At 32.4% G+C, this 25246-nt stretch carries 19 protein-coding genes; 6 read left to right on the top strand and 13 right to left on the bottom strand.

Annotated elements, in window-relative coordinates; translation table 11 throughout:
* Position 1: 1 nt before the first annotated feature.
* The 6 genes from DK508_RS11070 to DK508_RS11045 form a co-directional block, all read right to left on the bottom strand.
* Positions 2 to 2845: a S9 family peptidase gene (locus tag DK508_RS11070; RefSeq protein WP_109300826.1), complete on the bottom strand. Its 2844-nt coding sequence runs from the start codon at positions 2843 to 2845 to the stop codon at positions 2 to 4.
* A 329-nt stretch (positions 2846 to 3174) separates the two neighbouring features.
* The gene (locus tag DK508_RS11065) at positions 3175 to 4662 is read right to left on the bottom strand and encodes a RagB/SusD family nutrient uptake outer membrane protein (protein WP_109300825.1); all 1488 of its coding nucleotides are present in this window, start codon (positions 4660 to 4662) and stop codon (positions 3175 to 3177) included.
* A gap of 10 nt (positions 4663 to 4672) precedes the next feature.
* Positions 4673 to 8200 carry a SusC/RagA family TonB-linked outer membrane protein gene (locus DK508_RS11060; protein WP_235016374.1) on the bottom strand — a complete coding sequence of 1176 codons (3528 nt, stop codon included), beginning with the start codon at positions 8198 to 8200 and terminating at the stop codon, positions 4673 to 4675.
* Positions 8201 to 8289: 89 nt separating this feature from the next.
* Positions 8290 to 9279 carry a FecR family protein gene (locus DK508_RS11055; protein ID WP_109300823.1) on the bottom strand — a complete coding sequence of 330 codons (990 nt, stop codon included), beginning with the start codon at positions 9277 to 9279 and terminating at the stop codon, positions 8290 to 8292.
* A 67-nt stretch (positions 9280 to 9346) separates the two neighbouring features.
* On the bottom strand, positions 9347 to 9919 hold the full coding sequence (locus tag DK508_RS11050; protein ID WP_160114653.1) for an RNA polymerase sigma-70 factor: 573 nt from the start codon (positions 9917 to 9919) through the stop codon (positions 9347 to 9349).
* 203 nt (positions 9920 to 10122) lie between these two features.
* Positions 10123 to 10536 carry a DUF3052 domain-containing protein gene (locus tag DK508_RS11045; RefSeq protein WP_109300821.1) on the bottom strand — a complete coding sequence of 138 codons (414 nt, stop codon included), beginning with the start codon at positions 10534 to 10536 and terminating at the stop codon, positions 10123 to 10125.
* 229 nt (positions 10537 to 10765) lie between these two features.
* On the opposite strand from DK508_RS11045, the gene gcvT reads away from it, so the two are divergent.
* The 3 genes from gcvT to DK508_RS11030 all read left to right on the top strand — a co-directional run bounded on the left by gcvT (position 10766) and on the right by DK508_RS11030 (position 13225).
* Positions 10766 to 11848 (top strand): glycine cleavage system aminomethyltransferase GcvT, encoded by a 1083-nt coding sequence (gene gcvT / locus DK508_RS11040; protein ID WP_109300820.1) that lies wholly within the window; start codon positions 10766 to 10768, stop codon positions 11846 to 11848.
* 83 nt (positions 11849 to 11931) lie between these two features.
* On the top strand, positions 11932 to 12747 hold the full coding sequence (locus tag DK508_RS11035) for a sugar nucleotide-binding protein (RefSeq protein WP_109300819.1): 816 nt from the start codon (positions 11932 to 11934) through the stop codon (positions 12745 to 12747).
* Positions 12748 to 12805: 58 nt separating this feature from the next.
* On the top strand, positions 12806 to 13225 hold the full coding sequence (locus DK508_RS11030; RefSeq protein ID WP_109300818.1) for a thiol-disulfide oxidoreductase DCC family protein: 420 nt from the start codon (positions 12806 to 12808) through the stop codon (positions 13223 to 13225).
* 405 nt (positions 13226 to 13630) lie between these two features.
* Here the strand turns inward: DK508_RS11030 and DK508_RS11025 are convergent, their stop codons facing one another.
* The 3 genes from DK508_RS11025 to DK508_RS11015 form a co-directional block, all read right to left on the bottom strand.
* Positions 13631 to 13819, bottom strand: coding sequence for a hypothetical protein (locus DK508_RS11025; RefSeq protein WP_109300817.1), 189 nt, complete (start codon positions 13817 to 13819; stop codon positions 13631 to 13633).
* A 159-nt stretch (positions 13820 to 13978) separates the two neighbouring features.
* Entirely contained in the window at positions 13979 to 14383 is a 405-nt protein-coding gene (locus tag DK508_RS11020) for a hypothetical protein (RefSeq protein WP_109300816.1), read from the bottom strand.
* A 79-nt stretch (positions 14384 to 14462) separates the two neighbouring features.
* Positions 14463 to 15911, bottom strand: a complete 1449-nt coding sequence (locus tag DK508_RS11015) for an aminotransferase class V-fold PLP-dependent enzyme (protein ID WP_109300815.1) — start codon at positions 15909 to 15911, stop codon at positions 14463 to 14465.
* Between the two features lie 106 nt (positions 15912 to 16017).
* Between DK508_RS11015 and DK508_RS11010 the strand changes: the two genes are divergently transcribed.
* Positions 16018 to 16899, top strand: a complete 882-nt coding sequence (locus DK508_RS11010; protein ID WP_109300814.1) for a LysR substrate-binding domain-containing protein — start codon at positions 16018 to 16020, stop codon at positions 16897 to 16899.
* A 3-nt stretch (positions 16900 to 16902) separates the two neighbouring features.
* Here DK508_RS11010 and DK508_RS11005 read toward each other — a convergent pair whose 3' ends face one another.
* Both DK508_RS11005 and aroC read right to left on the bottom strand, forming a co-directional pair.
* Positions 16903 to 18231, bottom strand: coding sequence for a dicarboxylate/amino acid:cation symporter (locus DK508_RS11005; protein ID WP_109300813.1), 1329 nt, complete (start codon positions 18229 to 18231; stop codon positions 16903 to 16905).
* Between the two features lie 106 nt (positions 18232 to 18337).
* Entirely contained in the window at positions 18338 to 19402 is a 1065-nt protein-coding gene (aroC, locus tag DK508_RS11000; protein WP_109300812.1) for a chorismate synthase, read from the bottom strand.
* 227 nt (positions 19403 to 19629) lie between these two features.
* Between aroC and DK508_RS10995 the strand changes: the two genes are divergently transcribed.
* The gene (locus DK508_RS10995) at positions 19630 to 20733 is read left to right on the top strand and encodes a DNA alkylation repair protein (protein WP_109300811.1); all 1104 of its coding nucleotides are present in this window, start codon (positions 19630 to 19632) and stop codon (positions 20731 to 20733) included.
* 6 nt (positions 20734 to 20739) lie between these two features.
* On the opposite strand, the gene DK508_RS10990 is transcribed toward DK508_RS10995, so the two are convergent.
* Complete coding sequence (locus DK508_RS10990; protein ID WP_109301321.1) at positions 20740 to 22083, bottom strand: GntP family permease; 1344 nt, start codon at positions 22081 to 22083, stop codon at positions 20740 to 20742.
* Positions 22084 to 22088: 5 nt separating this feature from the next.
* Positions 22089 to 23999, bottom strand: coding sequence for an NADP-dependent phosphogluconate dehydrogenase (gene gndA / locus DK508_RS10985; RefSeq protein WP_109300810.1), 1911 nt, complete (start codon positions 23997 to 23999; stop codon positions 22089 to 22091).
* Positions 24000 to 24347: 348 nt separating this feature from the next.
* Here gndA and DK508_RS10980 point away from each other — a divergent pair, with 348 nt between their 5' ends.
* Entirely contained in the window at positions 24348 to 25208 is an 861-nt protein-coding gene (locus tag DK508_RS10980; RefSeq protein ID WP_109300809.1) for a UDP-2,3-diacylglucosamine diphosphatase, read from the top strand.
* Positions 25209 to 25246: the final 38 nt, after the last annotated feature.

The following is a 25246-nucleotide window of genomic DNA, read 5'->3' as shown; positions in this document are numbered from 1 at the left end:
ACTATTTATCAGTGCCATACCCAAAATCTTTTCCTTTTTGGGTTCTTGGGACTCCTTTAGTCATCCACTCTGGAGCTGGTGCATCTTTTAAATAATGATCAAAAAATTGCATCATTCTTATAGAAAGGTCTTGTTTGTTTTTTACTTTTCTAAGGTTATGTTCTTCATCATTATATACAAGCAACCAAACGGGCTTTTGTAACCTTCTCATCCCCATGAACATTTCTATTCCCTGATAATAAGGCACTGCGCCGTCCTTATCGTTATGCATCATAAGTAATGGTGTCTCTATTTTAGGTATACCAAATAAAGGAGAATTTTCAATATACAAATCGAATCCATCCCAAAGGTTTTTACCGATTCGACTCTGTGTTTTTTCATATTGAAAAGCTCTACTTAATCCCGATTTCCATCGTATCCCTCCATATGCAGAAGTCATATTACTTACTGGAGCACCGGCCATAGCCGCTTTAAATTTATTTGTTACGGTTATCAAATATGCCACCTGATATCCTCCCCAACTTTGTCCTTGTAACGCCATATTTTTAGAATCTATATAGCCCAATTCTTCTAACGCCTCTACACCCGAAACAATACAATTATATGCGCTAGGACCTGGCTTACCTTCTTGATAAACAATATCAGGAACAAACATAATATACTCATTACTAACTAAATAAGAAGGGTTAACGATAGAAGCACTTGGTTGCGGAGATGAGTACTGTCGATATGCATCTGATCGTTTTTCGTAGAAATATGTAATCAAAGGGTACTTTTTTGAAGGATCAAAATTTTCTGGTTTGTAAATAATACCTTCCATTTTTTCACCATCATATGCATTCCAAGAAAAAAGTTCTGCTGTACCCCACTTAAATTCCTTTTGTTGAGGATTAGCGTCTGTAATTTTTACAGCATTTTTAAAATTATCATTTGTAAAATAAATATCGGGGTATGTATTAAAATTTTGTTTTCTATACGTGTATACCTCAGCATTCTTTGCCTTGTTATAACGGTTAATTAAAAACATCCCTGGTTTTATTTTTTCATTTAATTTCTGATTCTTTAATACATACAATCCAGAAGATTTATTAATCTTGTCAAAACCTGTAATTAATAACCCTCCTTCCAAATACGAAGCTTGATATTCGTTTTCTGGATCTAATCGTTGAGTTCTATACTCAATATTGCTTTCTCTACCATTTTTCGTAATATTTACGGCTTTTTCTTTTCCGGTTAGTGCTACTTTCCAAATGTCATACTTATCATAAAGTAAAGTATTTCCTTTTTTATCAAAACCACCAAAACCATAAGGAGAAGGCAATGCTGGTCTATCATCATCTTCATCGTAAAACACCTCTTTAAGATCTTTTGTTAGGTTTGTTTTTTTGAGCGTTTCTAAATGAAGCGAAAACCAATGTTGCTCATGAATGTCAAAATATAAAGCATATACTCCATCAGGTGATAAATATGGTAATAAAGCTTTATTTTGAAGCACTAATTTCTTATCTCCCGTATTTGTATTTATTCTATAAAAATCTTTGGTTTGTGGATAATCCCATGATCGTTTTACATCATAAGGAGAACTTGTAACACCAAGTATATATTTTTGATTTTTATTTTTATCAAAAATCAAATAATCAATGTTTTTATCTTGAAGATGCACATATACATCCCTATCAATATCAAAATAAGAAGCATAAGCTTTTTTATTAAGTTCTTCAAATTTTGATTTTTGTTCTGGTTGAATCATTTTATCTTTCCAGTTCCAAACATCAACAGCTGGTATTTCTTCATCTAGCAGTGTAGTATCTTTATCATATTTAATCTTGGGTTTCGTACGAAAATAAAGTCTTTTTCCATCTTCCGAAAAATTCAAAGATTGTTTACCGCAAAGCTGCCAATTACTCCTTAAGTTTTTGTCCAAAATTCCTATACGGTTGTATAATGTACCCTTATGATAATTATACAACTCAAATTTTAATGAATCTACCGATGTAGAATCTTTGGCAGACACAAAGGCCAATTCATCCCCTTCATGATTCGTTATTAGCTTGTCATAGATATATTTACTACTATCAATTGTTTTTCTTGATCCAGATAGAAAATCATATACATATACTCCTATATCCCTTGCTTTACCTTTTTTATCTTTTTCACTGTCCTTTTTCAACGCTTTACTTGTAGTACTGTAATAGAATTTTTTTCCTTTTTTAGGAATCGCATACTCCTTTATTTGCAGAATTGTGTCTTTTTGTTTTGTTTTGAAATTATAAACCAAAGCATAATTTTGTTGATATGATTTAGGCATAAATTTTTCATTAGATTCTTGCTCTACACCATTCTTTTCATCTGATTTCTTAAAATTTTTAAAATTTTCGACAACCATCCAATCATTGTATTCTTCTGGAATTTTATAGCTTTTAACTCTTAGAATAGAATCATGAATAGCATTATTTTTTACATTATAAATAAACAATGCATCCTTGGAGAGGTTTTCTTTTTTAATTTTCGCCTTCTTTTCTTTCCTAATAGATTCATATTTTGGTTTCTTTTTTAGAATCACAAAATCTTCATTTAAAGATATTGATGTATCATATCCATTAAAAAAAGTGAATTTCTGTTTCGTTTCCGTATTATATATCTCAACATATCCATCTCCCTTTTTAGTGGAAGTTAGGATCGTAGAAACTATTAGCCTTCCATTGTTCGAAATTTTAACGTCACTTATTGATTTCCACAGATCATAATCCTGATGTGTAAGTGTTTTCTTTTGTGCAGAGAGAGATATTGCACACAAAAACAAGAGAAAGAATAACTTAATTTGCCCCATAATAATTAATTTCATTCATAAAGGTGTTTTGAAAATATTTAATTTGATCACAACGTTATCACATTACCTATTATGTATCAAGGCATTATAAATATTTTCATTTACCTTAGTAAAACTAATATATATAATGAAACGTATAGCACATATTATCATATTTCTTATGTAATTTAATCAGGATTCACTTTGGAGTATCTTAAAAGTGATCTCTGGTTCTATATAAATCAATGTAAAATTATATTAACTATCATCTTACAATTAGAATAAGCTTGGTTTTGTAGTAACCAAGCTTATTTTGGCTAACTGTAAATAAACATCATATTCGTTTAGTAAGAATATGATATGTCTTATAATGGATTTTGCCTTAAAAGAGGATTGGCATCCAATGCCCTCTGTGGTATCAACCATTGCCATCTATTATCCCCTGCTGGCACATCAAATATTACTGCCAACGAAGATGTATGATTGGCTCCGTTTCTATTTAAAGGAGCATTAGTTCTTTTTAAATCATAGAATCTAAAGCCTTCACCCCATAACTCCCAACGTCGTTGTAATAAAATTTCATCTACCAAAGCAGTTCCTGTATTGGTAGATAGAGTATATGATGGATCTCTTACAACTCCATACTCTAAGAGCACGTTTGCTGCCGTAGCATCATTTAAACGAGCCTTGGCCTCTGCTTCTATTAAGTACATTTCTGACACTCTCATATAAGGTACATCCATTCTACTATCCCCTGTGCCGGCCGCAATAAATTTTTGACTAGTAAAGGGTCTTTTACGATGTCTCGACGAAATTTCTATGCCAGGAGGTAATACATCATGGTCTCCAGAAGGATCAAACAATGGCTTACGCACATCTGTATCAGGAATTGTATTATATAAAGTACTATTAATGGCTTTAGGATTTCCTCTAATATTCGATGAACTGAAGTTTCGAGAAATAAAAGCTCCAAAATTACCAAACGTATCACTTTGGTCTTCTACAATACGACTTCCCCACATCCACTCTTCACTTTCGTAATCACTAAAATTATTAAAATAGTCATCTGCAGACATTAATGTATATCCTGCTCTAGCTTGTTCTGCAAAATTAGCTGCAATACTATAATTGCCTTGTACTAAGGCAACTCTAGCCTTTAATCCTTGAGCTACACTTTGATCTAAATGTGATCTATTTGGTCTACCATATCCATCTAGAAGAATAATAGCCTCATCTATATCCTGATTTACCTGTTCATATACTGCTTCTACTGATGCTCGTGGTAAAGGTTCTATTTCTGTATTTACGGCTATAGGTACACCTAACTGAGCGTTATCAGTTCCGGATTGATATCTAATTCCATATAATTGAACCAATTGAAAATGCGCCCAAGCTCTATATACTAATGCTTGCCCTTTGGCCGCATTTCGATCTGCATCAGGTCCTACAGCATTATCCGCACCGTTAATAACAGTATTAGCATTTCTAATAATTCTATAATATGTTCTAAACGGAAATAAATCGTCTGCATCGGTAGCATTGGTATGATCATTCCATCTATAGGCATTAATAAACCAGCCATTAGCTCTTGATGTCATTACAAAATCGTCTCCTAATACTTCATTTTGTAAAATAAGCGCTCCTACTCCAGTTCTTCCTTGAGAACCGTACCGAATATATAGCGATCTATGGATACCGTTAATTACGGAGAACAAATTTGCCGTGGTAGCTGTTGCTTCATCGGTTGACACCGATTCTGTAGGCGTTTCTTCTAAGAAATCCTCTGAGCAAGAAGTAATAATTATATTGGTAAGAATTAGAATGAATACCAATAATTTTTTAGATATTTTCATAATTTCTTTTTTAAAATGTTACGTTAAACCCTAACGAAATAAGTCTAGATGGAGAAAATCTATTTGAAGTGGTACCATTAAATCGTTGACCAGGCTCCAAACCTTTTCTTTCGTTTATAACAAAAATGTTTTCTCCGCTCATATATACTTTTGCACCTGCAAGTCCCAATTTATTTGCTAAATCTTTATTGAAATTATAAGCCATGCTTATTTGTCGTAGTGCTAGGAAATCTGATTTAATCAACCATCTATCTGATGCCGCTCCAAATGCGGCAGTTTGATTAGCATCTAACCTGGGTACATCAGTAATATCTCCCGGTTGCTGCCAGCGATTAAGTATATCCGTGCTTAAAGCGACTCCATAACTCCCAGAGTGCATTAGATTTTGATAATTAGAATCATATGTTTCTCCGCCCAATTGATACGTGAATGTAAATCCTAAATCAAAATTTTTATATCTAAAATTATTCGTGAAAGCTCCAAACACATCAGGAATTGCAGTACCTGTAAAATCAAATTGTGCTTTATTTTGATTTGTAGTTACGACGGTTCCATCGGCGGTAGTTCGTACATCACCGTCTCCAATTGCACCGAGATCTGGGTCCAGAATAAACAATCCAGAACCATCATCAGGATCAACTCCATACCAATCTCTTAACCAATATGCAAAAATATCACCTCCAACAACTAACTTTTTTGTTCCATTAATGATTTCTTCTTGAGGAAGTTTTGTAATTTCATTAGAGATAGTTGCAGCATTAATATTTAAGTTCCAATTAAAATTAGTGGTTTTTATGATCCCTAAATTAAGATCAAACTCCCAACCATTATTAACCATATCACCAATATTATCAGGCCTTGAATCTAAACCTGAAGCCGTTGGAATTGGCACTAAGAATAATAAATCCTTGGATTCTCTTCTATAATATTCTATTGTTCCTGAAATTCTATTATTAAAAAATCCAAATTCTAACGCTGCATCAGACTGTATATTAGTCTCCCATGTAATATCCGGGTTTCCTGTAGTTCCAGCTAGAACTCCCCCTTCTAATTGATTGTTAAAACCAAGATCAAATAATCCCTGACTTATGTAAAAATCACTAACACCTGCGGCATCAAGTAGGTTATCATTACCTACTTCACCATAAGACGCTCTTACTTTAAAAGCATTGATCCAATCTATATCACTTATAAAGCTTTCCTGATCAAGTCTCCAGGAAGCACCAATAGAAAAGAAATCTCCCCATCTATTACTATCATTAAATCTCGATGAAGCATCTCTTCTATAAGACCCCGATAAATAGTATGTATTTCTAAAATCATAATTAAAACTACCAAAATACCCTTCTCTGGTTAATCTTCTGGTATTAGATTCTACATCTTGAGTAGTCGTAAAGTTAATCAACTCGATATTACCATCTACAACTTGCCCTCTTCTATTAGCAGTAAAAAAGTTTCTTTCGGTATCAAAACTTTCATGACCAAGTAATACTGTTATTCCATGATCATCAAAAGACTTATTGTAGCGTAGTAACTGGTTATAGTTTATTGTAGTATTGGTTATTTCATCTTTTTCTGCCACTCCATCAGGAGCACCATCACCAACAATAGGATTATTAAATTCTACATTGCTAAAAAATCGCTTATCTAATGCGGCATTAAGAGTAAAAGTAAAATCATTTAAGAATTTAAATTCTGCATAAGTCCTGGCATTAACCGAAAATATTTTATCAGAATCTTTATTTAATATTGTTTCTTGAATTACATTTCTACCAGCAGAGCTTCCTACTCTACTATTACTACTATCAAATTGTCTATCCCCATTATCATCTAATATAAATTCTCCTGTATCAGCATCATGTAAGAACACTGGATATATAGAAGCAATTAACCTTGTAGTTCTAAAAGGATTTACCAAACTGTTATTACCTCCGTCATTCGCATTATTAGATTCAGACGAGGCAACCGATAAATTAATACCAGTTTTAAAATTCTTAGTTAATTGACTATTAACATTAACACGTCCAGTAATTCTTTGAAAATCAGAATTAATTATATACCCATCTTCTTCTAAGTAACTTAATGATGCAAAGTAATCCGTAGTTTCGCTAGCCCCACCATATGAAAAACTTAAATTAGATCTATACCCTGTGCGTACCAAAGGATCTTGCCAATCCAAATCATCATATCGTAACTGAGCCGCTGGGTTAATTGAGCCATCTGTTAAAACAATTTGATCATTAGCAACATTAAAAGGGTTAATACCTAATTCATCAAATATCTCATCACTAGCTTGTTGATTAGCTTCGTCTAAAGGCGTGCTACCAGATACAGAAAGACCATTCCTTAGTGCTTCCCACATTACTTGATAATACTGAGCTGGGTTCACTCTTTCATATTCTCCAATACTTCTTGTACTAACACCTTGACTGATATCTAGCGTAAATGTGTCTTTTCCTTTTTTTCCTTTTTTTGTTGTAATAATAACAACACCATTTGCCGCTCTACTACCATAAAGTGAGGTAGAGGCTGCATCTTTAAGAATACTAACATTTGCAATATCATTTGGGTTAAGGCTAGAAAACTGCCCTACAAATTCGACCCCATCTACAACTATTAAAGGGCTATTAGAAGCGTTAATAGAACCAAAACCTCTTACACGAATAGCTGGACTCGATCCAGGTTGACCGTTAGCCGGAGTGATTTTAACCCCTGCGGCTGCACCATCAAGAACGGTTAGAACATTGGTAACTGGTCTTCTTTCAATATCTTCGGATTCTATTTGTGTAACAGAACCAACTATAGATGATCTACTAGCGGTACCATAAGCAACCACTACAACTTCATCTAGGGTACTTACATCTTCTTCTAAAGTAACATTGAGCTGATTATTAGTGGCAATAATCTCTTGAGTTACAAAACCAACATAGGAAAACACTAATACATCTCCTGGATTGGCTGCTAAATCATAATTTCCATCAAAATCTGTTAAAGCGCCTTTATTTGTTCCTTTAACCAAAACATTAACTCCAGGTAAAGGTAACCCATCCTGCCCTGTAACTATACCTTTAATACGATTTTGAGCAAAACTAAAATTATCTGGTATGGCGGTTCTTTTAATAGATTTTTCTGCATTCTCCTGTATGTAGCTTAACAAGTTTTTAAATGCTTGTTCTGATGCTCTAACATCTCTAGGAAATAGCACTATTTGGTTTTTATATATCTTAAAACCAATGTTAGTATCGGCAAATAATCCATTCAATACTCTTCGTACTTTTTCGTTGCTAACAGTAAGAGACACTTTTTTTGAAATGTCTATTAAACTGTTATTATAGAAAAAACTATATTCACTTTTTTCTTCGATTTCCTTGATTGCCGTCTGTAAAGTGACTTCATTCAAAGAAACAGAAATATTCTGAGAATACGTATTGTATGAAAATAGCTTCGAAATGGTTATAAAAATGAGTAAAGAATAAATTTTCATAATTCTTATTAGATGTTTTCTGGACAAGAAAACCCCTGATGGTTTTTTTTTCATAATTTTGTATGATTTTAATTATTCGATTTCTGAGTCTAATTAAATGATCTATAGAGAAGGTGTTCCAGCATCTTCTCTTTTTTTATACTCTATTCTGAGTTTAGCATAACTTTATTGTTTTCATATTTGTATTGTATGGATGACGATAGTTTAAGGAACTTGAGAACCTCATCCAAATCAAGGTTATCAAACTCTCCTGTATATTTATAATTTAAAAGGGAATCGGATTCTATTACAAAATCCACATTATATTTTCTTTTCAAATCCAAGACAACTTGTTGTAAAGGGGTTTTATCAAAAATCAATTTTCCTTTTTTCCAAGCTACTATCTTTTCAGAATCAACGCGATCAACTTTAATTCCATTCTTTTCTTTATTAAATATTGCTCTTTGAGAAGGGACCAAAACTATTGGCGTTTTTACTCTATCCTGAATAACCTCTACCTTACCCGTTACGAGTGTTGTTTCTATGTTTTTGTCTTTGGCATACGATTTTACATTAAAAGATGTACCAAGAACTCTTACCTTCAGATGTTCTGTATGTACAATAAAAGGCTTGTTTGTATCTTTTTTGACATCAAAAAAAGCTTCACCTTTTAAATTAACCTGCCTAATATTATCTGTAAATTCTTTTGGGTAATTTAAACTACTACCAGCATTTAAAGTAACCATAGATCCATCTGGTAATACTACTGTTTTTTGATTGCCATGCTCTGTAACAATACTAATAACATTATCGGCAATAAACTCCTGCGTAGAAACTATCAGGTTATCATTATTAATATATATATACGATTGCCAAATTATTAAAGGCAGTATCACAGCGGCTATTACAGCGACCACTGGTTTATATATAGTTTTTCTCTTATCAATTTTCTTTGAGGAAAAATTGGTATACGCTTTTTGTACATCTTGAGAATCAGTATCAACAAAATCGAGCGTAGAAGCTACATATTTTGCTTTGAGAGTAGAATAACGTTTCTGATGTTCAGGATCCTGCCTAATCCATTCAATTACAGCACTCCTTTCTTCATCATTAGATTCTCCCGAAATATATTTAAGTAGTTCGTTTTCTTGCATTGATTATAGTCTTATACTAATAAAGACGTAAAAAAATAAACTACCCCCTAGTTAATATTTATATTTTTTAGAAAAAAGATAAGAATTCGCGAAGATGCACTCTCATATGTTTTAAGGCTTTTGACATATGATTTTCAACAGTTTTGATAGAAATATTCAGCTCATCAGATATTTCTTTATTCTTTAAGCCCTCTATTCGGCTCTTAATAAACACTTTTTTACATTTTTCTGGTAATAAAGCTATTCCAGATTGTATTTTTTGCGCAAGTTCCTTTTCAATAATCAAAGAAGAATCAGAATCTGCTAAAGCGTTATGGTTTATAAACGCTTCTAATTGAATTAGATTATTCGAACTACTCAATTTGTATTTTCTTGACCTTAAATAATCTAAACAAGAATTTTTAGTAACCTTAAAAAGATAACCATTAATATTAGAAGATATTTTTTTTCTTTTTTTCCAAGCTTTTACAAAGGTATCCTGTACGATTTCTTCAGCATCTTCTTTGTTAGAAATATAGCTCTGAGCTACATATAACAATTTGTTATAGTAGAGTTCAAAAAGAACTTTAAAGGCTTCTTTATTACCTTCATTTAGATTCTTAATAAAAAAATCATTCGATATTTGTAATTCGCTTTCCAATGCTACAATTCTTCATCATAAAGGTAAATATTTTTTTGATTGCTTAACGTTTTTATAACAATGTTTTGTTATAAGTTTATTATGCATAACATTTTATTTACTATTAAGACAACCTTTTTCTTCATGCAGGATTTATTCAATCTTGTGTAAACGAAAAAACTAATTTAAAGTTAAAAAACTAAATATCAGCTTGTTAAAAAAAACTAATTTCTATCTTTTATTCGATACACGAACTTTAAACCACTCCAGTTATCATCGACAGCAGCAACTTTTATATCAACCAACCCGATACTAATAAGATAGTCTCTAATTGGATCTCTCTTAAGGTCAGTAGCAATATTCGAACTACCTTTGGGCCAACTAACCCATAACATCCCTGTTTTTTTTAAGGCCGGTTTAAACTTAGGAGCAACTTGTCGTAGTTCTTTAAAAGAAGTGCAGAAAATATGAATAAAATCAGCGCTTTCATTTCTTAAAACATCCAATTTCTTAACTCCATCCGGAAGATCAATAAGCAAATCAAAATAATTTATTGGTTGATTATACAATGTAATCATATTGCCCTCTTTTATACCTAATTTTTTAGCAAGTGGTGTTCCAGAATATCCCGATGGCATGTTATTTATGTTTGGTTACGAAATGAGATCAAACTAAAAGTATAAAAACTTTTACAATACCTACAATTATTAAGTAATAAATGTATCTCTTCCTATATTAGGGATATCATAATATATCCATGCAAATGGATAATTATACTCATAAATTAATTAAGATTATAACAAAAAAGCATTGTATACCTAAACAAAGTTTTTTACTTTCGGCGTCAATTTAATAACCTGTCACACAATGAAAAATACAGCTTTAACAGAAACTCATACAGCTCTTGGAGCGAAAATGGTACCATTTGCAGGATATAATATGCCTGTATCTTATGAGGGAGTTAATATTGAACATGAAACAGTACGTAAGGATGTTGGTGTTTTTGATGTATCTCATATGGGTGAATTTTTGATAACTGGCCCAAATGCATTGGATCTTATTCAAAAAGTAACTTCAAATGATGCTTCTAAATTAGTAGATGGTAAAGCCCAATACAGTTGTTTACCAAATGATAAAGGTGGAGTTGTAGACGATTTGATTGTATACAAAATTGCCGACGAAAAATATCTTCTGGTAGTAAATGCTTCTAATATTGAAAAAGACTGGAACTGGATAAGCAGTCATAATAGCATGAATGCGGAAATGCGTGATTTATCTGATGATTATTCATTACTTGCTATCCAAGGTCCAAAAGCTTCTGCAGCAATGCAATCTCTTACCTCTGTTGATCTTGAAGCAATGAAATTTTACACTTTTGAAGTATCAGATTTTGCAGGAATAGAACATGTTATTATTTCTGCAACAGGATATACCGGTAGCGGTGGTTTTGAAATATATTGCAAAAACTCTGAAGTAAAGCAGATATGGGACAAAGTACTTGAAGCAGGTGCTGATTTTGGGATCAAACCAGTAGGATTAGCTGCCAGAGACACTCTTCGTTTAGAAATGGGATATTGTCTTTATGGAAACGATATTAGTGATACTACTTCTCCTATAGAAGCAGGATTAGGTTGGATAACAAAGTTCTCAAAAGACTTTATCAATGCCGAGGCATTAGCCAAAGAAAAAGAACATGGCGCAGAACGAAAACTAGTAGGGTTTGAATTAGATGATCGAGGTATTCCTCGTCATGATTATGATATTGTAGATGGAAACGGTAATACCATAGGGATTGTTACCTCTGGTACAATGTCGCCTTCATTAGGTAAAGGTATTGGTTTAGGATATGTTCCTACTGTGTTTGCAAAACCGGGGAGTAAGATTAATATTCAAGTGCGAAAAAAAGCAATTCCTGCAACCGTAGTTAAATTACCATTTTATAAAGGCTAGTTTTACAATAAAAAATAGTAAAGTTAAGTTTCAAAGTTACATATGTAATATTTGAAACTTAATTTTTTTATAGCAATATCAGTTTGAAGAAGATTTTAATTTTAGGAGCTAGTGGTTTTATAGGAAATGCTCTGTACAAGGAGTTAAATTCCTATTATGATACTTATGGTACATATTGTACTGATAACACCTTCTTTGAAAAGAATCAAAAATTTTTTCAATATGATATGGAACTAGAAGATATCTCTATTTTACTAGATAACCTTAAGCCTACTATTATAGTTTCTGCCATTAGAGGTAATTTCAACTCACAATTAGATGCACATCAACGAATTATAAATTGGATCAAAAACCATAAATGCAAATTAGTTTTTATGTCAAGTGCTAATGTGTTTGATTCCTTTAGTAACTATCCCTCATACGAATACGACAAAACCTTAAGTAATAGTGTATATGGTAGATTTAAAATTAAGATCGAAAATGCATTAATGCGATTACCTACAAATAAATATGTAATTGCCAGAATACCAATGATATTTGGTGCCGTCACTCCAAGAGTACAAGAAATAAAAACACTATACGATTTAAAAGCTCCAATAGAAGTATTTCCTAACGTTATTATTAACGCTACTTCGATATCAAAGTTAACGCAACAAATACACTATATTATAAATCGAGGTAGAAAAGGTATTTTTCATTTGGGCAGTACTGATTTATCCTATCACTTTGATTTAATTAAGGAAATTTGTGATATTTTACAACTTAGTGACCCTATTTACAAACAAGTTTTTGATTCTAATAGTGATCGCTATCTTGCTGTGTTACCAAAGGATAACAAACTCCCAAAAAACTTGCAAATTACTACGCAACAGGTCATAGATTCAATAATTTTAAAGTAACTCTTAACGAATTACTAAACCCTCATTTTTAATTAATTTTTCATTGTATCTTTGTAGTATGATCGAAAAAGGGAAAAAAATCATATTATTTGACGGTGTCTGTAACCTTTGTAATAGTGCTATTAATTTTATTATTAACCGTGACAAAAAAGATGTTTTCAGGTATGCTTCCCTACAAAGTGATATTGGCAAAAAATTAATAATTGAAAGAAATATAGATACTACGGGAATTGATTCAATTTTACTAATTGATACAGGTGTATCATATTATCATAAATCAACAGCTGCATTACAAATTGCAAAGCAGCTGACTGGTATTTATCCCTTATTTTCTGTTTTCCTTATTTTACCCAAATTCTTTAGAGATTGGATTTATGATATTATTGCCAAAAATAGATACAAGTGGTTTGGCAAAAAGGAAAGCTGTATGATTCCTACTCCAGAACTTAGAGCATTATTTATAGACCAAAGAGGTTAATTATCACCTATAATTGTATCGACTTGGTATGCATTTTTTTATCCTGTTTCTTATCTAAAGCTATTTTCTCCTTATTTAGCTTATTCATGTTATCAATATGAACAAAAACTAAGCAAAGTATCGTAAAACAAATTAACACTACAGGTAATAAAAACTGTTTCATATTATTTTATTTTGGGATTAAGGTAATTGGGAGCAAAAAAAGACCATACTTTAATTACGGTATAAAAGTAACTATGTATCTAGGTCATTTTTGATGTCTTTTAGAATTCGTAGTTGTTCAATTAGAATTCGTAAGTATTGGTTATACATCTATCTCACAACGTTTAATCCCTATTTATATAAGTTTAGCTATAAACTATTAAGATTTAGCTATGGGTCAATTACAATAGAATCGTTAACCCTTCATTTAGTCTTGGATCTATCTATAGATGGAGAGTGATCAGGTATATTAGATGAATTGACCTCTGTTTTTACTTTCTTTCTAAGTTTGTTTGATTGAGCATCCAACTTATTAACATTGTCTATATGCACTATACTAAGAGATATTGTAGCAAAAGCAATGAGTGCTATGGGTAGTAAAAGCCGTTTCATATTATTTGTTTATTAGTGTGATAAAAGTGATACCCAAAAGTATGTATAAGTGCAATACTGTGTAAGGGGAGTTTAACTAATAATGGTTAGGGGGAAATCCCCCTTTTTTTGCTCATCACATCATCATAGCTTAAAAATATTGAAACGAAAACATTGGTTTTAACGACTAAAAGTAAATCTAAAACCATCTCTAAAATTCTCATCTACTATGAATTGACTACCAGAAATTTCAAAATTACCAAGATTTCTATTATCAACTACTAATTCCTGATTTCCTTGAACTTCTAGTATCGAATAGTTATAAGTTCCTGTTGGGAAAGAATCTTCGATCGTATCATCCGTATTCGAATTGGTAATGACCACCTTATTATTAGTTTCATTAAAATCCCAGACGATGATGCCATTCTCAAAATCATGGTTTACACCAACAAAACCGCCATTAACATTAACTAAATTCCATTTTCCAGATAATCCTGATAATACAACCTCTGGATTAGAATCATCATCATTACTACAGCCTAATAGTATAGAAAAAGATAACAATATATACGCTAAACGTTTCATCTTTAATTAATTTGGTTACTATATAACTGTAGATGAATCACTTTTAGTGTTAGTTGCGTGAACAAAAAGTTAAATTTCTCTAAATTGATACTTTCTTCTTATGTTCAAGACGTTTTGCAATCATTTCTATCTCATTTAACAAAGCATCGAAATCTTTTTCATTCGTAAAAGGATTCATTATAGTTGTTCTCAAATAACGATGCTCCCCTATTGTTGTTTGCACAATATAAAATTTACCCGACTCTACTAAAATTTGCCGCACTCCATTATTAATTGAATTAATATCCACATCACTAGTCGCTATATATCTGAAATTAACAATATTGGCCTGAGGATCATGTGCTAGTTCAAAATTTTTATTTTGTTTTATTTTATCCGCAAAAACAATGGCAAGATCATAAAGTGTATCGATATTCTTCTCGAATATATCCTCACCATGCGCTTTTAAAATTGCATATATCTTTATAGACATCATTAATTTGGTACACTCAAAAGTTCTTTTTCCTGAGTTATACCATTCTCTAGTATGTTGCGAATCCCATAAATATTGTGCCTTTTGCTCAAAAGTTCGATAAGAATCCTCTGCATTCTTAAAAATCAAACCCGTATTTAATGCTGGAGTCATTAACATTTTATGAAAATCAATTACTACAGAATCAGCTTTAGCAATGCCTTCGACTAAATGTTTATATTTTTCTGAAAACACAACTCCTCCACCGTGAGCCCCATCAACATGAAACCATAAATCATTTTGTTCTGCAAATATTGATAAAGCATTTAAATCATCATAAGATCCCGTTGCCGTTGAACACGCACAACCAATTAAAGCAATGACATGCAATCCTTTTGCTTTTGCACTATTTAAACACTGGTCCAGTTCTCTTGTATCTATGCTAAAATCTTCGTTAACGGGTACTTTAATAATCCCATCATCACCAAAACCAAGGATTCTTGCTGCTCTATCGATGCAATAGTGGGCTTCTTGAGACACCATTATGGCTAATTTTTCTTGATGACCCTTTTCCCAAACTGAAGAAGGCCCCTTTGCTTTTCGAGCAGCCAGTAGGGCCGTAAGGTTTGCAAGAGTGCCTCCTGATGTGAGTAATCCCAAAGCTTTTTGAGTATATCCAATTTTTTTGGCTACCAAATCTGTTACTACTCTTTCAATAGCATTTGCCGCCATTCCCATTTCATAGACTCCAGTACCATTACTTAACAAATCAGACATAAGCCCTGCAAGACTTGAAATAAAGGCTGGAACCGCCACTTGATGACCAATATACCTAGGGTGATGAACATTAATAGATTGATTCAAAATATTTCTAAACACATCCATAATCCCTGAATCCGAAGAAAAATCTTCTTGCCAATATGCATGAACATCCTCTGGTGATTGATAAGATAATACAGGATGGTCTCTATTGGTTTGCACATTTTCTATATGATCAGCTAGTAAATCAATAACCTCATGACCTATAGCCCTAAAACTATCTGTTTCGTATGCTTTTTTTAAAATATCATTACTCATAGCGTATTCTTTATTCGAAGTAAAAAGTAAACTTTTTCAAAATTAATCATCTTTATTTATAATAAAAAATACTTAATTTTGATACACTAATAACAATTTGTTATCAATGAATATTCAAGTACTTAAAAACATTCTTGTTCTGGCCGAAAAATTGAATTTCACAAAAGCTGCTGACGAACTCAATATTGTTCAACCAGCTTTAAGCAGACAAATAAAACTTGTAGAAAATCAAATTGGAGCTATTCTTTTTAAAAGAGATAAACGTAATGTCGAACTTACTCATGCAGGTATATATTTTGTTAAAGAAACTAAGAAACTTATCACACAAGCGGAAAGAATGACCAAGCAAACCGCACATATTCATAACGGAGATGTTGGAGAAATTAGAATTGGTTTTACACACTCCATTATGCAAACGATTTTACCTGATATATTAAAAACAATTAATGATCAGATTCCTGGTATAAAAACTGTACTTAGAGAAATGAATAATCGAGATCAATACCTTGCATTACAACAAAACGAATTAGATATTGGTTTTGCAACAAACCCTCTAGTACCCTTTAGTTTAAAAAGCAAAGTATTACATATTGACAATTTTGTAATCTTATTACCCATAAATCATCCAGTAGACCGTCATAATTATACCGATTTTTCTGTTTTTTCAGATGAAGAATTTATATTTCCTTCTGTATCCGATGGGCCAAACTATGTGCATATTTTAGAATCCATATGTACAGATGCCGGTTTTAATCCTAAAGTAGTTCACGAAACCGATTCTGCCAGTACTGGATTCAGGTTAGTAGAAGCAGGGCTTGGTGTAGCTCTGGAGCCAGTATCATCACTGCATGGTCATGAGTTTCCTATAAAAAATATAGAATTACCAGACATTCAACAAAAAGCAAAACTAACTATGATGTGGAATCCAGAAAGAGAATCAGAATACCCTGTTTTATTTGAATTACTCAAAAACTGGAAAGTAAATTAACAGCTACTTTACATCATCATAATGATCATCCCATTCTTTTACATTAGGATCTCCTAGTTTACCTACAGATTTTGCTACAATCATAGATACCGTAGCATCTCCTGTAACATTAATAGTAGTACGAAGCATATCTAAAGGTCTATCTACAGCAAAAATTAATGCCAATCCTATTGGTAACTTATCTGAAGGGAATCCAATAGCTTCTAGAACTATTACTAACATTACCATTCCTGCTCCGGGAACAGCAGCAGATCCTATTGATGCTAATAAAGCAGTTAATACAATTGTTATTTGGTTGCTGAAAGTTAATCCCTCTGGCCATAATACTTGCATAATAAATACCGAAGCTACCGCTTGGTATAAACTTGTACCATCCATATTAATAGTCGCTCCTACCGGTAACACAAAACTAGATACTTCTTTATCTACACCAATATGTTCCTCTACTCTCTCCATTGTTACTGGTAGCGTTGCCGCACTAGAACTAGTAGAAAAAGCTAACAATTGAGCAGGACTAATCTGTTTTAAAAACCATAAAGGAGATTTTTTTGTGATCACAGAAACCAAAATACAATAGAATACGATCATTAATGATAATCCAAATATCACAACACCAGCATATCGTAACAATGCTAACAATATATCAGGATCATCAGAGGTTACAACCACATTGGCTAATAATGCAAAAACGGCAAATGGGGCAGTAAGCATAATTAGATCAACCATTTTTAAAACCACATCATTAAGACTGTCAAAGAATTTTTTAAGTGGTTTAGATTGTTTTGGTGATATGAGTAACATACTGATCCCAAGGAAAATTGCAAAAAATATCACTTGTAGCATCATCTTATTGTCACTCATTGCTTTAATAGCATTTTGTGGCACCATATCTACTACAAATTGCAAAGGGCCACTTTCTTTTTGTCTACCCGCCTCGGCAATACGTTCGGATATTTTGGCATTACCAGCATATTCTGTTGTTAATTTCTCAATAGTTTCTGGCGTAATCCCATCTCCCGGTTTAATAACATTCACTAATAATAAACCAATAGTAATTGCAATAACTGTGGTAAGAACATAAATAACAATGGTTCGACCTCCAATTGCCTTAAACTTAGAAATATCCTTTAGATCAGAGATACCTTTAATCAAAGAAGCTAAAATAAGAGGAACAGCAATTAATTTTAAAAGGTTTACAAAAATAGTCCCAAGTGGAGCAATCCAATCTCCTGTAAATCCTTTACCCCAAGAGATTGTTGTCATTATAAATCCGAATACTATACCTAGCAGCATTCCGATCATGATTTGCCAGTGCAGTGCAATTTTTTTCATGTAAATGTTTTAATTTATAAGCCAAAGAGGGTCGAAGATATAAATTAAAAACAAAAAAACGGCAACCTTATTAAGATTACCGTAATTATTTACTTGTATTGTGTGATCATTTCTTAATTGTTCTGTTCATTAACCAATAATCAACTAAAACCAAAGCTGCCATTGCTTCTACAATAGGTACTGCTCTAGGTACCACACAAGGATCATGTCTTCCTTTACCTTGCATATTTACCATGTTTCCTTCCTTATCGATGGTTTCTTGATCTTGCATAATGGTTGCCACAGGTTTAAAGGCTACATTAAAATAAACATCCATCCCATTAGAAATACCTCCTTGTATACCACCAGAAAGGTTAGTTTTTGTAGTACCATCTGCATTAAATAAGTCATTATGCTGGCTTCCTTTTAACTCTGCTCCTGCAAAACCACTACCATATTCAAAACCCTTTACGGCATTTATTGATAGCATCGCTTTACCAAGTTCTGCATGTAATTTATCAAAAACAGGTTCTCCTAATCCAATAGGTACTCCAGAAATTGCACAACTCACAATTCCACCTACAGTATCTCCTTCTTTTCGGATTTGTTTAATGTACTGTTCCATTTCATTGGCTTTTTCTGTATCAGGGCAACGAACAATGTTACTTTCTGTTAGCGAAAAATCTAATTCAGTATGACTTTTTCCAAGTTTAATAGCACCAACACCACTAACATAGGCGTTTATGCTAAGTTCAGGAAGCACTTGTTTTGCTATGGCACCTGCCACTACTCTACTTGCAGTTTCTCTCGCCGAAGAACGTCCTCCTCCTCTATAATCTCTAACACCATATTTTTGATCATATGTATAATCAGCATGAGATGGTCTATATGAATCTTTTATATGTGAGTAATCCTTAGATTTTTGATTTGCATTTTTAATTACAAAACCTATTGGCGTACCTGTAGTAACTCCTTCAAAAATCCCTGAAAAAAATTCTACCGTATCGGGTTCTTTACGCTGTGTAACAATTGCAGATTGACCAGGTTTTCTTCGGTCTAACTCTCCTTGAATGGCTTCTAAATCTAATGTTACCCCTGATGGACATCCATCAATGATTCCTCCTATCGCAACGCCATGCGATTCTCCAAATGTAGTCACCTTAAAAAGGTTTCCAAATGTATTTCCTGCCATACAGTACAAATTTTCAACAAATGTAATTGTTAATCTCTAAAAATACCATAGTAATATGATAGAAAAACTATACTTTAAACAATGAAAATTGAATCAATTCCAGATTTACCATACTTTTTTTGAACAAATCTGATTTTATGTTCTGATCACATCCTATACTACTGACATATAGTTGTCATATGTTCCGACTAATTTTGATTATTCTAAACAGAATAATTCTAAAAAATATGGCCGAAGCATTAAAAAATGTATATAATCAATCTTTTTTTGAAGAATTTATAAAAGTTTTAAAAAAAGTATATCCTAACCTTAATCAAACCCAATTCTTAACAGATATATATATTAAAGATTGGGAATGTAAAGAACTCAAACAAAGGATGTATCATATCTCTGAAACAATGTACCAACATTTACCCAACGATTACTTCAAGGCTGTAGGTGTAATTATAAAAATTACAGAATTATTAAATACTAAAGAGGAAAGTTTATCCTTTGAGTACATGTTTTTACCCGATTATATCGAGAAATATGGTATCGATGATTATACGACATCAATAATGGCTATAGAAAAGATTACACAATTTACGAGTTGTGAATTTGCTGTGAGACCATTCATAATAAAATATCCGCAACAAATGATACTACAACTTTTAGTATGGTCACAACATCCACATGCCATGGTAAGACGTCTGGCTTCAGAAGGATCTAGACCCAGATTGCCTTGGGCAATGGCTCTACCTAAATTTAAAAAAGATCCTTCTCCTATAATTCCTATACTCGAAAATCTAAAAAATGATCCATCAGAAATGGTACGAAGAAGTGTTGCCAATAATATGAATGATATATCAAAGGACAATCCCACAACAGTTATAGAACTAGTAAAAAAATGGCAAGGAAAAACAAAAGAAACAGATTGGCTTATTAAACATGCTAGTAGAACTTTGCTAAAATCTGGAAATACAGATATATTAGATTTATTCGGTTTTGGGTCCATTGCACATATAAAAGTCACTAACTTTCAAACACATACACCAAAAATTAAAATTGGGCAATCCTTATTTTTTTCATTTAAATTACATAATTCATCAAACTCTTCTTCCAAAATTAGACTCGAATATGGAATCTATTATAAAAAAGCTAATGGCACATTGTCTAGAAAAGTATTTAAGATTAGTGAAAAAATATATGAAGCAAATACAATTACAGAAATTCAAAAGAAACAATCGTTCAAAATTATCACTACACGGAAATTTTATAAAGGTCAACACCGATTATCCTTAATCGTAAACGGAAAAGAATTTCAAAAAATTGATTTTATGTTAATTAATTAGTTCTTTTTAAAAAACATACCACAAAACCAAGGACATTATTAATCCAATAATTGCTATAAGTACTGTCATCATTGTCCAGGACTGAAAAGTTTGTTTTTCGGTTAAACCTAAATATTGACCAACTAACCAAAAACCACTATCGTTTACATGGGATAATATCGTCGATCCTGAAGCAATAGAGATTACCATTAGAGCAATTTGTGCCGGGCTAAAACCGCCTGCAATTACAATTGGTGACATAATACCTGCACCAGCAATCATAGCCGTCGTTGCCGAGCCTTGTAATACACGAATTAAAGCGGCTACAATAAAAGCAAATATTAAAGGATGAATTGAAGCACTATGTAGCGTAGAAGCTAATAACTCCCCTACTTTTGTATCCACTAGTATTTGTTTAAACGCACCTCCAGCTCCGGTAAGCAATATTATAGCTCCAGCCGGACCAAAAGATTTCATAGAAAGTTTAAGAAGCGCATCTCTACCCACACCTCTTCGTATTCCAAGTACATACCAAGCGATCAAATTAGCCAAAATTAAAGCCGTAAAAGGATGCCCCAATAAAGTAACAGCATATACAAGTATTTTTGGGAGTCTATCAACATTAAACCAATCCCCTAGTAAAACGGTCTTTAATACGATTAACATAATAGGTAAAGTGATAATGGCAATAATAGCAAATGGATTAGGATAATCTTCATTATTAGCACTAAACTCTTTATTTTCTGGAACTACTACTGTAATTTTTTTTGAAATGTATTTTGCAAATAAAGGACCACTAATAATTGCTGTAGGAATTCCTGCAATACATCCAAATATAATTACCCAACCTAGATTTGCTCCCAAAATATCAGCTACTGCAACTGGACCAGGAGTTGGAGGAATAAAACTATGTGTGATTGCCAATCCTGCTAATAATGGGACAGCATATAATAACAATGATTTTTTCGTCTTTTTGGCCATTGCATAAACAAGAGGAACCAATATAATAAAGGCTACATCAAAAAAAACAGGTATTGCTACAATAAAACCTGTGACCATAAGTGCCCAAGAAGCATTTTTTTCTCCAAATAGTTTTAAAATATAAATAGCCAAACCTTGAGCCCCTCCCGAGTGTTCTAGCATTCCTCCAAAAAGAGCTCCTAAACCTACCACTGTGGCTACAAAACCCAGTGTACTGCCCATTCCATTTTTAACGCTATCCAAAATGTTTTCTGGAGATAATCCGGCTACAATCCCTACAAGAATACAAACAATTAATAATGCTATAAATGCCTGCATTCTTAATTTTAGAATCATAAATAATAAAGCAAAAACCCCTACTGCTACCGCAATTAACAATTGATAATCCATATGTATTAATTTTTCCAATCTGTGTGAAAATATTCTCCTTCTTTTTTATCTATTCTTTGATATTTATGTGCCCCAAAATAATCTCGTTGAGCTTGTATCATATTGGCGGACATTTGCGCAGAAGTGTAATTAAGAAAGTAATTTGAGGCTGCCGAAAGTACTGGTAAAGCACATCCTATTTGAAGCCCATTAGAGACTACAAAAGTTAATTTACTAATATGAGAATTCATTGTATCCACTATTTCAGGAAACAACAAAACAGAGGTGTCATTATCATTACTAAGCAGTACTGCCATTTTTTCCATCAAATCACTTCGTATGATGCATCCATTAGTCCATATTCTAGCTATTTCAGATAGATTAAGGTTCCAATCGTATTCTAAAGAAGTTTGTTTCAACGAATCAAAACCAATAGCATGGTTAATAATACTTGCTGCATAATATGCTTCTTCTAGCTGTTTTAATAAAAACGCCTTATTTTCTGATGAAATTGAGATTTCATAATTATAAATATTAGAAGCCTTGATACGCTCATCTTTTTTTGCGGATAGAAATCTTACCATCACTGCCTCAGAAATTGTAGAAAAAGGCACTCCTGTTTTTAATGCAGAAATCGATGACCAACTTCCTGTTCCTTTTTGATCGGCTTTATCCAAAATTTTGTCAATCAAATAACCTGAACCTTCTTTTTTTAGCAAAATATCGGTAGTAATTTCTAAAAGATAACTGTCTTTGTTTCGGGTTCTCCATGATGTAAAAATCTTTTCGATTTCGCTTGGTTTTTTCTCTAGATAATGTCTCAGTAAATGATAAATTTCTGCTAACAATTGCATCTCTCCATACTCTATACCGTTATGAATCATTTTTACAAAGTGCCCAGATCCTTCGGAACCGATATACGAACAACATGCTTTGTTTCCTTTATCTTTTGCCGCAATAGCCTCAAGAAAATTCGAACACTGTTCGTATCCTTTTCTTGTGCCTCCCGGCATAATAGAAGGACCTTTAAGCGCCCCTTCTTCTCCGCCCGATATACCTACACCTAGAAATGAAATTCCTTCAATTGATAATAGTTTTTCTCTTCTTATGGTATCCTTATAATGAGAATTACCTCCATCCAAAATACAATCTCCAGTATTTAAAAACGGAAGTAAATCTTTAACTACCTGATCAATAACAGGTCCTGCACTAATCATTAACATTATAATACGAGGTTGTTGTAAAGATTCTACAAACAGTTGTAAATCATCAAAAGGTTTAGGTTTTACTGTAAGTTCATCTGCGAAGTTTTTGGCTACATCCACCTCTTTCTCTTTTATGTGTCTATTATAAACAGATAAACTAAAGTTATTAGACAATATATTCTTTGCTAAACTCTTACCCATGACTCCTAGTCCAAAAAGGCCTATTTGTGATTTCTGTACATTTAACTTTGATTTTATTTCGGTGACCATATGGGTTGTACTTTGATTAACCTTAATCGAAATGCCTTTGGTGGGTTTTTCTAACACATCGAATTGAGAAGTGAGTAGCTCACTTTGAAAAAAATGACCTTTTCTTTCCTTAAGTCGAGAAAGAATAAGATCATAATCACCATCAAGAAAAATCCAATGAATAAGATCTGAATTAAACGACTCTAGCTTTTCTCTATATTTTATTTTTAATGCCGAACAGGCCAATACTGCGCCCTTATCTTGATGCCAGTTTTTTATTTGATCCGTCAAAATGGATAACCAAGGTGTTCGATCATTATCATCGAGAGAATAGCCATCGGACATCTTTTGAATATTGGATTGAGGATGAAAATCATCTGCATCAAAAAAAGGAATGTCCAGTTCTTTTGCTAATACGTTTCCTATAGTAGTTTTACCACTTCCAGAAACACCAAAAACAATATAAACAGGTTTCAAAATCATTAAAACTTTCTTTTTAGAATAATAGAATCAATACGTATTCGAACAAGATGTTACACTCTTATTTATATACATAAAACAATCGATTACTTTACTAAAGAGCAGGTATATATAAAGACATAGACGATCAATTGTAATTAATAGTATGACACATTATCTAAAAAAAAATGATTTTAAAATCATAGGTGTTTTGTTTTAATAAAATTATGTTTAAACCTTTTTGACAATAATCTTCACATAATGTTCTCTTAATATTATCTCAAAAACTTGAAATATCGATAACAATCTGCTGACACTGCCTTAATTATACTTTAACCTTTGAGTATTTTATTTGTAGCTATAAGTTATTTTATGAAGAAACGTCCTGTGGATCTTGTAGTTATTTCTGATGTTCATTTGGGGACTTACGGTTGCCATGCAAAAGAACTCCTTAGTTATTTGAACAGTATTAAACCTAAAAAACTTATTCTTAATGGTGATATTATTGATATATGGCAATTTAGGAAGCGATATTTTCCAAAATCACATCTTAAAATACTCAAAAAGATTATAGCCCTTGCCTCTAAAGGGACCGAAGTAATCTATATTACAGGAAATCATGATGAAATGCTGCGTAAGTTTAGTGATACTGAAATGGGTAATTTTAAATTACTCGATAAATTAGTAATAGATCTCGACGATAAAAAGGCATGGTTTTTTCACGGCGATATTTTTGACGCATCGATACAGAATGCTAAATGGTTAGCCAAACTAGGAGGTTGGGGATACGATATGTTAATTCTTGTAAATCAATTAATCAATTGGATTTTAGTGAAATTAGGAAAAGAAAAATTTTCTTTATCCAAAAAAATCAAAAACAGTGTAAAAAAAGCTGTGAAATATATTAATGATTTTGAAGATGTTGCTGGAGAACTAGCCGTAAAAAATAAATATCAATATGTAGTTTGTGGCCATATTCATCAACCTCAAATGAGAGAGTTTACCAATAAAAATGGTTCATGTCTTTATCTTAATTCTGGCGATTGGATCGAAAACCTTACCTCTCTAGAGTATCACGATAAAAAATGGCAGTTAATGCATTATAAGGATTTAAAGCATAAAAGCATTGAGGAGTCTATCGAAGAAGAAGAAGAAACAATCGACCTAAATCTAAATCCTAAAGACTTAGGAACATCAATACTAATGGATCAAATTGTATCCTACAAGCGTTAAAAAGAATACTGCTACATAACAAGTTTTTAAAATGGAAT

This window comes from Aquimarina sp. AU474 (assembly GCF_900312815.1).
Lineage (GTDB): Bacteria > Bacteroidota > Bacteroidia > Flavobacteriales > Flavobacteriaceae > Aquimarina.
This window is presented reverse-complemented; position numbering and strand designations above follow the sequence as displayed.